This is a genomic window from Rhodoferax sp. (assembly GCF_039922535.1).
In the GTDB taxonomy this organism is placed as follows: Bacteria; Pseudomonadota; Gammaproteobacteria; order Burkholderiales; family Burkholderiaceae_C; genus Rhodoferax_B.
Window position 1 is genome coordinate 1 of the sequence record NZ_JBDTEM010000356.1, and the last position, 10,376, is coordinate 10,376.

Annotated in this window: 13 protein-coding genes and 1 pseudogene; 8 read left to right on the forward strand and 6 right to left on the reverse strand. The window is 64.0% G+C overall.

Annotated elements, in window-relative coordinates; translation table 11 throughout:
- Positions 1-231: pseudogene (locus ABI213_RS16930) on the forward strand (sulfatase); the annotation flags it as partial.
- A 301-nt stretch (positions 232-532) separates the two neighbouring features.
- Positions 533-958: an inner membrane protein YiaA gene (gene yiaA / locus ABI213_RS16935; protein ID WP_348005712.1), complete on the forward strand. Its 426-nt coding sequence runs from the start codon at positions 533-535 to the stop codon at positions 956-958.
- An 82-nt stretch (positions 959-1,040) separates the two neighbouring features.
- Here yiaA and ABI213_RS16940 read toward each other — a convergent pair whose 3' ends face one another.
- Positions 1,041-1,667, reverse strand: coding sequence for a LysE family translocator (locus ABI213_RS16940; RefSeq protein ID WP_348005711.1), 627 nt, complete (start codon positions 1,665-1,667; stop codon positions 1,041-1,043).
- An 87-nt stretch (positions 1,668-1,754) separates the two neighbouring features.
- On the opposite strand from ABI213_RS16940, the gene ABI213_RS16945 reads away from it, so the two are divergent.
- Complete coding sequence (locus tag ABI213_RS16945) at positions 1,755-2,699, forward strand: DMT family transporter (protein WP_348005710.1); 945 nt, start codon at positions 1,755-1,757, stop codon at positions 2,697-2,699.
- A gap of 71 nt (positions 2,700-2,770) precedes the next feature.
- Here the strand turns inward: ABI213_RS16945 and ABI213_RS16950 are convergent, their stop codons facing one another.
- From ABI213_RS16950 to ABI213_RS16970, 5 genes are all read right to left on the reverse strand, one after another.
- A complete protein-coding gene (locus ABI213_RS16950) occupies positions 2,771-2,992 on the reverse strand; it encodes a hypothetical protein (RefSeq protein WP_348005709.1) in 222 nt (73 codons plus the stop codon).
- 75 nt (positions 2,993-3,067) lie between these two features.
- Positions 3,068-5,449 (reverse strand): EAL domain-containing protein, encoded by a 2,382-nt coding sequence (locus ABI213_RS16955; RefSeq protein ID WP_348027955.1) that lies wholly within the window; start codon positions 5,447-5,449, stop codon positions 3,068-3,070.
- A complete protein-coding gene (locus ABI213_RS16960; protein WP_348008749.1) occupies positions 5,446-5,970 on the reverse strand; it encodes a methylamine utilization protein in 525 nt (174 codons plus the stop codon). The genes ABI213_RS16955 and ABI213_RS16960 overlap by 4 nt, the downstream gene beginning before the upstream one ends.
- Positions 5,971-6,145: 175 nt before the next feature.
- Positions 6,146-6,643, reverse strand: a complete 498-nt coding sequence (locus ABI213_RS16965) for a GNAT family N-acetyltransferase (protein WP_348008748.1) — start codon at positions 6,641-6,643, stop codon at positions 6,146-6,148.
- Between the two features lie 143 nt (positions 6,644-6,786).
- Positions 6,787-7,290, reverse strand: a complete 504-nt coding sequence (locus ABI213_RS16970; protein WP_348008747.1) for a TlpA disulfide reductase family protein — start codon at positions 7,288-7,290, stop codon at positions 6,787-6,789.
- Between the two features lie 14 nt (positions 7,291-7,304).
- Between ABI213_RS16970 and ABI213_RS16975 the strand changes: the two genes are divergently transcribed.
- The 5 genes from ABI213_RS16975 to ABI213_RS16995 all read left to right on the forward strand — a co-directional run.
- The gene (locus ABI213_RS16975) at positions 7,305-8,009 is read left to right on the forward strand and encodes a DUF4197 domain-containing protein (RefSeq protein WP_348008746.1); all 705 of its coding nucleotides are present in this window, start codon (positions 7,305-7,307) and stop codon (positions 8,007-8,009) included.
- On the forward strand, positions 8,006-8,524 hold the full coding sequence (locus ABI213_RS16980; RefSeq protein ID WP_348008745.1) for a hypothetical protein: 519 nt from the start codon (positions 8,006-8,008) through the stop codon (positions 8,522-8,524). The genes ABI213_RS16975 and ABI213_RS16980 overlap by 4 nt, the downstream gene beginning before the upstream one ends.
- 28 nt (positions 8,525-8,552) lie before the next feature.
- Positions 8,553-8,996 carry a PTS fructose transporter subunit IIA gene (locus ABI213_RS16985; RefSeq protein ID WP_348008744.1) on the forward strand — a complete coding sequence of 148 codons (444 nt, stop codon included), beginning with the start codon at positions 8,553-8,555 and terminating at the stop codon, positions 8,994-8,996.
- Entirely contained in the window at positions 8,965-9,234 is a 270-nt protein-coding gene (locus tag ABI213_RS16990) for an HPr family phosphocarrier protein (protein WP_348008743.1), read from the forward strand. Before ABI213_RS16985 ends, ABI213_RS16990 begins: the two co-directional genes overlap by 32 nt.
- A gap of 4 nt (positions 9,235-9,238) precedes the next feature.
- Positions 9,239-10,376 (forward strand): phosphoenolpyruvate-utilizing N-terminal domain-containing protein (locus ABI213_RS16995; protein ID WP_348027957.1); only part of this gene is annotated, 1,138 nt, incomplete at its 3' end.

The window sequence follows — 10,376 nt, forward strand, 5'->3', positions numbered from 1 at the left end:
CACAGCCCGTCCACCCCTTCGGGCTACCGCATTCCTGCCATCATCTGGCGCAACCAGTCCAGTGCGGATCTGGCCGCACGGCCGTTTCGCGCAGACTGGGTCGCCTGGACGGTGGCGGACCTGTTGAACATCCAGTGGGCGGGCAACCTGCCCAGCCGCGACGTGCTGCAACCGGGTTACCAATGGCAGGCCCCGGTGCTACCGGTCGATATCCCGTCATTTTTGGACTAGCCACGGGGGCGGCGCTTCTGCGGGTCTTGCTGCTGATGTGTTCGGCGACCAGGTCAAAAATACAAGCTTTTTAGGCTTCTAGCGCAGATGCTGCCTGCACTGGAAGCTACGCTTTACATAGCAATCGGATGACGCTACTTGGGTGCGGTGGCGGCCCCAGGCTTTGCCAGAACGTGTAGTGGAGGTGTTCCAAAAGCACTTTACCGTCGCGTTACAGTAGGAGGCCCGGCACCCGGCGAGACGCGTTCCACGCGCACGGGCAGGGCCTGATTTCACACCCCCTACTTTTTAAAGGAAAACCATGGCGATCCAGCTCCAACGACCAACGGCCGCATTTGTCGGCGCATCCTGGGTTGCGCTTTTGGTCGGCGCCGCCGTCTACATGTTTGGCCTGTCGAACGCGACCATGCAGCTCAACGAGAAGGGCTACTACCTGACGGTGCTGCTGTACGGCCTGTTTGCCGCCGTGTCGCTGCAAAAGTCGGTGCGCGACCGGATGGAGGGCATCCCTGTGACCGGCATGTACTTTGGCCTGTGCTGGCTGTCGCTGGCCATCGTGGTGGTGCTGCTGTCGGTGGGGCTGGTGAATGCCACGCTGTCGCAAAGCGAGAAGGGCTTTTACGCGATGTCCTTCCTGCTCAGCCTGTTTGGCGCGGTGGCGGTGCAAAAGAACACCCGCGACATCGCGCTGTTCAAAAACGACCCGTCGGCGCAGGAAGCGGGCTAGGCGCTACAGAAATTTAAGCCTTTTGGGCCTCTGGCGCAGGTTCTACCTGCGCGGCCAGCTACTTTTTATGTAGCAATAGGTTTTAGCGCTCGGCCATCGCCAGCCGGGCCGCCATGCCCAAAAACACCGTACCGGCCATGCGGTTCAGCCACAGCTGCGCTTTGGGCGAGCTGCGCAAACGGGTGCTGACGGTGGCGCTGAAGTAGGCGATGGCACCAAAGGTCATCAGCGTGGAGAGGATGAAGATGGCCCCCAGCACGCAGAGCTGGGTGGCGATGGAACCCCGGTCGGCGTGCACAAACTGGGGCAGCAGGGCCAGAAAGAAAAACACGATCTTGGGGTTGGTCAGGTTCATCACCCAGCCGCGCAGAAAGATGCGGCGCAGGTCGGGTTGCTGCTCCACCGGGGCCGACAGCGTGCCCACCGGGGCCCTAAACGCCTGCCAGGCCAGGTACGCCAGGTAGACCGCACCCACCACTTTCAGCACGGTAAACGCCGTGGCCGAGGCCGCAAAAATCGCCGCCAGGCCCAGTGCCACCGCCAGCGTGTGCACCGCCAAGCCCGCGCACATGCCCAGCATGGCCACCAGCCCGGCTTTGCGGCCCTGGGTGACCGATTGCATCATCACAAAAATATTGTCCGGCCCGGGCGCAAAACCCAGTACAAAAACCAGGGCGAAGAAGGCGAGGCAGGTGTCCAGAGACGGCATAAAAAACCTTTGGAGGGTGGCGCAAGCGCACGGCAAAGTGTCGGCGCGGGCAAATTATGCGCTGGGTCGGGAACCGATAATTCGCCCATGCCTACCGTCCGCAAAACCCAGCTCGACCCCCTCGCCATCGCCCTGTTGCTGGTGTGCTGCATGTTCTGGGGCTTCCAGCAAACGCTGGTGAAGGCGACCATGGCCGAGGTGCCGCCGGTGTTCCAGGCCTGCGTGCGCTTTGCCGGGTCTACCGTGGCGGTGGCGCTGTGGTGCCGGTGGCGCGGCGTGCGCCTGGGCATCGCCTCGGAACCGGCGGGCGCGTGGCGCTTTGGGCTGCTGGCGGGCATGCTGTTTGCGTCGGAATTTGCCTGCATCCACCCCGGGCTGCAGTACACCTTGGCCTCGCGCCTGACGGTGTTTTTGTACAGCGCGCCGTTCTGGGTGGCGCTGCTGCTGCCGCGCTTCATCCCCGGCGAGCGGCTGCGTGGCGGGCAGTGGCTGGGCTTGGGCTGCGCGTTTGCGGGCCTGGCGCTGGCCATGGGCGAGGGCTTGTTTCGTCCCCCGGCGGGCAGCGCCTATCCGCTGGGCTGGCTGGGCGACGCGCTGGGCCTGCTGGCCGGGCTGATGTGGGGGCTGACCACGGTGGTCATCCGCACCACGGCGTTTGCCCGCGTGCCGCCCGAGAAGCAGTTGCTCTACCAGGTGGGCGTGAGTGCGGCGGTGCTGCCTGTGGTGTCGTGGGCGCTGGGCGAGGACTGGCGCTTCCATTTCAGCGCGTTTGCCACCGGCTCGCTGCTGTTGCAGGCGCTGGTCGGCGGCTTTGTGAGCTACCTGGCCTGGATGTGGATGCTGGGCCGCTACCCCGCCACGCGGATGTCGGTGTTTGTGTTTTTAACCCCGGTGTTCGCCCTGTTGTTCAGCGCCTGGTGGCTGGGCGAGCCGCTGACGGCCGGCCTGCTGGGCGCGATGGCGCTGGTGGGCGTGGGCATTGTGTTGGTGAATCGCCAGCCGGGAGCGCTGGTCAAGCCCGTGGTTATTTGAAGTGTTTTGGGCTGCCAGCGCACATTCTGCCTGCGCTGGCAGCTACGGATTCAATAGCAAATCGCTAAAGATCAGCCTTTTTTGCTGCCAAACGCGAGCAGCAGGCCGCCCACCACAATCGCCCCCACACCGGCCCAGACGGGCACGTTCACGGTTTCTTTTTCTTTCACCGACAGCTCCAGCGGCCCGATTTTGACGGCGGTGGTGTCCTTGGTGTAGCTGAAGCTACCGTAGACCAGGGCGAGCACGCCTGCGGCGATAAGGGTGATGGCGACCAGTTTGAGCGAGTTCATCGGTGGGGAGTTTCCTGGGGTTGGGTTGCAAAACACGCATACCTGCGCGTACACAGGCCGCATTCTGCCCCATGCTCAGGTGGCGGCTTCAGCGCGCTCGGCCCAGCGTTCGCGCCAGGTTTTAAAAGCGTCCACCGGCAGTGGCTTGCTCATGTAGTAGCCCTGGGCTTCATCGCATTTTTGCTCGCGCAGCAGGTGCCAGATCTCGATGTTTTCCACCCCTTCGGCGACCACGCTCAGGCCCATGTTGTGGGCCAGGTCGATGGTGGAGCGGACGATCTTGGCATCGTCGGGGTCGCGCTCCATGCCCATGACAAAGGACTTGTCGATTTTCAGCTCGTCCACCGGCAGGCGCTTGAGGTAGGCCAGGGACGAGTAGCCGGTGCCAAAGTCGTCGATGCTGAGCTTGAAGCCGCGGTCCGACAGGCGCTTCAAGGTGCCCTCGGCGCGCAGCGGGTCGTCCATGATGGCGCTTTCGGTGATCTCCAGGCAAAAGCCTTCGGGGGCCACCTGGTGCTTGGCCAGCAGCAAGTCCAGCCGGGCCGGGAAGTCCAGGTCCAACAGGTCGCGGGTGGACAGGTTGACCGAGATGCGCAGCGGCTGGTCGGGCAGTTGCAGTCCGGCCCACTGGCGTGCGGCCTCATCGAACATCCACAGGGTGAGCTGGCGCACAAAGCCGGTTTGTTCGGCAAACGGGATGAAGGCATCGGGTGGCACCAGGCCGCGCAGCGGGTGCTGCCAGCGCACCAGGGCTTCGGCGGCGATGACTTTGCCGCTGTCCAGGGCGATTTTGGGTTGTAGAAACAGCCGCAGCTCGTTGTGCTCCACCGCGTGGCGCAGCTCGGACAGCAGCGACAGGGTTTGCTTGCTGGACGAGTCGAGGGCCGGATCGTAGAGCTGGAGTACGGTGGTTTTGCGCTTGGCCACGTACATGGCGACCTCGGCGCGGCCCAGCAGGGTGTCGGTGTCCGTCGCGTGCTGCGGCCAGCAGGCGATGCCCATGCTGGCGCTCAGGTCTACGGTCTGGTCGTCAAAGCTCAGCGGGGCTTCGAAGGCGTTGGCGATGCGTGCGGCCATGGCCATGGCGGCTTCGGCATCGGCGTGGGGCAGCAGGATAGAGAATTCGTCGCCACCCAGCCGGGCCACCAGCGCCCCATCTTCCATGCGCGCGTGCAGGCGCTCGGCCACGGCCACCAGCAGGCGGTCGCCCAGGGCGTAGCCGAGGATGTCGTTGACGTGTTTGAAGCGGTCCAGGTTGAGGGTAATGACGGCCAGCGGGGTCTGCATGTAGGCATCGTGGGCCTGGCTGTTGGCGATGGCCTCTTTGACATCGTTGCGAAAGCCCACCCGGTTGCGCAGCCGGGTCAGCCGGTCCCAGTAGGCCTGCTTCTGGATTTCGTCTTGCTTCTGGGAGATGTTTTTGCGCATGCGGTCAAACGCATTGGCCAGGTCGCCGATCTCGTCGCGCCGCTCGGTGTGCTGGATAGGCTGGTCGTACTGTCCCTTACCCAGGCGTTCGGCGTTGTGTACCAGGGAGCGCAGCGGGGTGGTCACGCGCAAGGCGGTCCAGGCACTGCCCAGGCCAAACAACAGCAGGCCCAGCACGGTGATGACCAGCAGCACCAGTTGTACCTGCTGGAATGGGGCCAACACTTCGCTCAGCGAGCGCAACAGCACGGTTTGCACGCTGCCCGCTGCCGCATGCAGGTTGAGGGTGCGGGTGACCAGGGTGTCGCCATCGTCGTCCAACTCGTCCACCTTGCCGCCCGCCGTTTGCAGGGCCACCAATGCCGCCTGGGGCAAGGTGGATAGGCTGATCTGCGCGGGCTGGCCCGCAGTCTGGGTGACCAGGGCAATGTGCAGGCCGGACAAGGCCAGCATGTCGTCGGCCAGTTGCTGGTCGATGGGGAAACCCATCAGCACCCAGCCGATGACCAGCGGCGCGCGCAGCGGCACCATCACAAACTGGTAGGGCGTGTGGCCCACCAGCGCTACCGTGCCACCGAGTTCGTTGCGCGACAGCGGAGTGGCGATTTGCGCCAGCACCTCGGTCGCGGCCTGGGCCTCGGGCGTGTCATTGCTGGCGCGCAGCTGCAGTTGGGGGTCGAGCAGGGCGGTGACGGTGGCACCGATGCGGTCGCCCTGGTTTTCCAGCGCCGATCGGATGGTTTCGACATCGTCCGAGGTGACGGCGGCGCGAAAGCCGAAGTCGCCCGACAGCAGGGCCGCGCCCTGGCGGAGTTTTTCGGCGTTCTGGTCCAGCAGACGGCGCCAAACGCGGTCGCCCAGGGCGAGTTCGGTGGCGATCTGGGTGCGGGCGTTGCGTTCGATGCTGGCGCGCACCACCAGAAAACCGGCTGCCTGCACCAGCATCAGCAGCACCAGCGACAGCACCACGATGCGGGTAGACAGCCGCCAGCCACCCATGTCCAGGCGCTGGATCAGCTGGGACATCATGGAGCCAGTCCGGTCATCCGCACGGATACCGTGGCTCCGGTGGCGGGCACGGTCAGCGCCTGGTCCAGCGCGGGTGTGCCCACGGGCAGACGGGTGTGCCAGGTGCGCAGACGGTAGTTGCCGGGGGGCAGGTTGTCCAGGCTGACTTTGCCGTCGGGGCCACTGCGGCCAAAGTAGGGCGTAGGCACCACGATGATCCAGGCGACCATGTTGTCGTGGATGTTGCAGCCCAGCACGGCGATGCCGGGTTTGTCGAACATCACCGGGGCTGCCGTGGTGCCGGCGTACAGCTTGAGTTCAAACTTCTTGGTGTCCGAGAACGAATACACCTGGTGGCGTACCGTGTCGTGGTTGGGAAACAGCACCGCGGTGCCTACGGTGACGACGCGCACCTGGGGGTCAAACTGGCGATTGACCTGTGCGACTTCGGCCCCCTGCAGCGGTTTGACGGCGGCCTGCGCATCCTTGGACTCCAGGTACACCACCGCGTCGGGGAGGGCTTTGCCGGCGCCATCTTGCATCTGGACTTGCACTGTGGCTGCGAGCACGGGAGCTGCCGCGGCACAGAGTAGGGTAGTCAGGCAGAAAAGATGGCGCATGGGCGGAAGGGTGCTAAACAGCAGAGTGTGGACAGATATTAAACCGCGCCGTTTGCCGCACGGGCGGGCACGGGCTTTAAACCGCTTATTAAACCGCTTAAATGTCCACCTTCAGGTAGTGCGCGCCCGCGATGGGGCTGTGGTAGTAGGGCGGAACCTCGGTAAAGCCCAGGTCTTCGTACAGCGCGCGGGCGGCTTCCATCTCGACCAGGGTGTCGAGCAGCACGCAGTCGTAACCGCTGGCGCGGGCGGCATCCAGGGCGGCTTCCACCAGTTGGCGGCCCAGGCCGAAGCCGCGAAAGGCTTTGCGCACGTACAGGCGCTTCATTTCACTGGCGTTGGCGTAGTCCACGTTGTCCAGCGGGCGCAGGGCGCAGCAACCGGCCAGTGCGCCGTCTACCAGGGCCAGCAGCAGCGTGCCGCGTGGCGCGGCATATTCGCCGGGCAGGGTGGCCAGCTCGGTGTCAAACGACTGGAAACACAGGTCCACGCCGAGTTGGTCGGCGTACTCCTGAAAAATGCTGCGGGTGGCATCGAGCTCGTCTGGCCGGGTGGGCGTGAGCAAGGCGACGGTTGCGGTCTCTGGGATGTTCAATGTGTTGCGGTGGCGGGCTACGACGTAAACAGTTTAGGCCAGTCGCGTGCCGCAAGGGGGAGAAATGTGGTGCTGCTATGTTTATAGAAGCTGCTCGCGCAGGTGGAATGTGCGCTAGCGGCCTATTTCTTATAAAAATATGGCTACGCTTCTTTGAGCAGCTTTTCGATCAGCTTGTGCAGTTCGGGAAAGTCAGGCTCGCCGACAAAACGTTTCACGATCTCGCCACGCTTATTCACCAGAAAGGTGGTGGGGGTCAGCTGCACCTGGCCCCAGGCGTTGGCGGCGGCACCGGTGTTGTCGATGGCCACGTCAAACGGCAGCTTGCGGGTTTGCGCGTAGTTGATGACGTAGCTGGGCGGGTCATAGGACATGGCCACGGCCAGCGTGTCGAAACCTTGGGCGTGGTACTTGTCAAAAGTGGCAATCACCTTGGGCATTTCGCCCACGCAGGTGACGCAGCTGGTGGCCCAGAAGTTGACCAACGTGACCCGGCCTTTGAGGTCGGCGGTGGTTTTCTGGCTGCCATCCAGTAACACATAGGTGGCCATGGGGGCGGCATTGCTGCTGCCAGCGGTCAGATAATCGGCCCCCGAGCCCAAGGCCAGCAGGGCTACTGCGCTAGCGGCTACCAATGTTTTTTTCATACCAAGGGGTTCCTATGCATCGTCGCCATTTTAATTCTGCCGGGCTCTCTGCGCTGGGCGTGTTGCTAATGTCCACCGCAGCCCAGGTCCACGCCCTGTCGCTGGCCGATCTGACCGACAAAGAAGCCAACCAGGGCCTGAAGACCGCGCTGGAAAAAGCCGCCGTGGCCGCCGTCGGCCTGTTGGGCCAAACGGATGGATTCCTGGGCAACGAAAAAGTTCGCATTCCTTTGCCCGGCTACCTGGATTCTGCGGCCAAGATGCTGAAAAACCTGGGCCAGGGCAAGCGCGTGGACGAACTCATCACCAGCATGAACCGCGCCGCCGAAGCCGCCGTGCCGCTGGCCAAAGACGCGCTGGTGGGGGCGGTGAAGAGCATGAACTTCACCGATGCCAAAAACATCCTCAGCGGTGGCGACAACGCCATGACCACCTTCTTTGCCGACAAAACCCGCACCCCGCTGTTCGCCAAGTTCCTGCCCGTGGTCACCCAGGCCACCGAGAAGGTGGGTGCGGCAGAAAAGTACAACCAGTTTGCGGGCAAAGCCGCCAGCTTTGGCCTGGTGAAGAAAGAAGACGCGTCGATCCAGGACTACATCACCCGCAAAACCCTGGACGGCCTGTACACCATGATCGGCGAGCAAGAAAAATCCATCCGCCAGGACCCGGTGGGCACCGGCAGCACGTTGCTCAAAAAGGTGTTTGGTGCCACGCTTTGAGCATCCGTTGCCTATTCTTTCTGGCTTGGGCGGGGCTGGTGGCCTGCAGCCCGGCGCTGAACTGGCGTACCGTGCGCTCCGACGCGCATGCGCTGCAGATGCTGTTGCCCTGCAAACCCGACCACGCCAGCCGCGACGTGCCCATGGCGGGCAGCACGGTGGCGCTGGACATGCAGGGCTGCGATGCCGCCGGGGCCACCTTTGCCGTGTCCCATGTGCACCTAGCCGATGCCCGGCAAGCCAGTGCGGCGCTGGCAGGCTGGCAGGCGGCCACGCTGGCCAACCTGCATGCGGCCAATCCACAGCAGCAGCCGTTGGAGCTGCACGGCGGCCAGTTCGGCGTGCGCTGGGCCCTGGTGGGCCAGCGTGCCGACGGCCACCCTGTCAGCGCCCAGGCCGTGTGGTTTGCCCGTATCCAGACCAACGGTGTAGACCTGTTTAATGCGGTGGTGGTCGCCGATAAAGTGGACGCCGCCGTGGCGGACACTTTCTTTACCGGCCTGAAATTCGAGTGAATCCACCCTCGCCCATAATCGAGTCAGCATGAACAGCATCCTCATCATTGCCCACGCCCCGCTGGCCCACGCCCTGCGCGAATGCGCGCTGCACGTGTTCCCCGACTGCGCCAACGGCGTGGTGGCGCTGGACGTGCAACCCCATACCTCGCCCGAAGAAACCTTTTCCATGGCCCGTGTCGCCATGGACCAACAGGGCTCCGGGCAATTTTTGGTGTTGACCGACGTGTTCGGTGCCACGCCCTGCAATGTGGCGCAAAAGCTGGTCGATGGGATCAAGTCCAAGCTCATCACCGGTGTCAATTTGCCCATGCTGCTGCGTACCGTCAGCTACCGCCATGAATCGCTGGAGGCCCTGGTGGCCCGCGCGCTGATTGGCGGCAAAGACGGCATCATGCAAGTCGCCATCACCGCACCCCAGAACCAAGCCCGCAAGAAGCATGATCCAAACATCCACGACCATCAACAATAAATTGGGCCTGCACGCCCGTGCCTCCGCCAAGCTCACCAAGCTGGCGGGCAGCTTCCCCTGCGAGGTCTGGATCGCCCGGGGCGAGCGCCGCGTCAACGCCAAAAGCATCATGGGTGTGATGATGCTGGCCGCCGGCATCGGCAGTACCGTGGTGCTGGACACCGACGGCCCGCAAGAGCAGGAAGCCATGGATGCCTTGCTGGCCTTGATCGCCGACAAATTCGGAGAAGGTCAATAAGCCCATGACGTTCTCTATCCACGGTCTGCCTGTTGCCCGCGGCATCGCCATCGGGCGTGCCGTGCTGGTCGGCTCCAGCCGCGTGGAGGTGGCGCATTACTTCATCCAGCCCGAGCAGATCACGGCCGAAATCGACCGCGTGCGGGTTGGCCGCAATGCCGTGGTGGACGAGCTGCAGCGCCTGCAGCACGCCATGCCCAAGGACGCACCGCCCGAGCTGACCGCCCTGCTCGATGTGCACCTGATGCTGCTGGAAGACGAGACCCTGACCACCGGTGTCAAGCACTGGATCACCGACCGCCTGTACAACGCCGAATGGGCGCTGACCACCCAGCTGGAGATCATCGCCCGCCAGTTCGACGAGATGGAGGACGAGTACCTGCGTGAGCGCAAGGCCGACCTGGAGCAGGTGGTCGAGCGCATCCTGCGCTACATGAAGGGCGTGGTCTCGCCCATTGCCCTGCCTCCAGCCAAATCGGCGGCGGAGCGGCGCAAGGGTGGTGCGCACCAGATGTCGCCCGACGAGAGCCTGACGGTGCCGCTGGTGCTGGTGGCCCACGATCTGTCACCGGCCGACATGCTGCAGTTCAAGCAAAGCGTGTTTGCCGGGTTTGTCACCGATGTGGGCGGCAAAACCTCGCACACTGCCATCGTCGCGCGCAGCCTGGACATCCCGGCCGTGGTCGGCGCGCGCAGCGCCAGCCAGCTGGTGCGGCAGGACGACTGGGTCATCATCGACGGCGATGCCGGGGTGGTGGTGGTTGATCCGTCGCCCATCATCTTGGCCGAATACGGCTTCAAACAGCGCCAGGGCGAGCTGGAGCGCGAGCGGTTAAGCCGTCTGCGCCATACCCCGGCCATCACCCTGGACGGCCACAAGGTCGAGCTGCTGGCCAACATCGAAATGCCCGAAGACGCAGTGGGTGCGGTCACCGCCGGGGCCGTGGGCGTGGGCCTGTTTCGCAGCGAATTTCTGTTCATGGGCCGCAAAGGCAGCCTGCCGGACGAAGAGGAGCAGTACAGCGCCTACCGTCGTGCTGTCGAAGGCATGCAGGGCATGCCGGTGACCGTGCGCACGATCGACATCGGCGCGGACAAGCCGCTCGACGGCAAATCATCGCGCCAGGAGCATCTGAATCCCG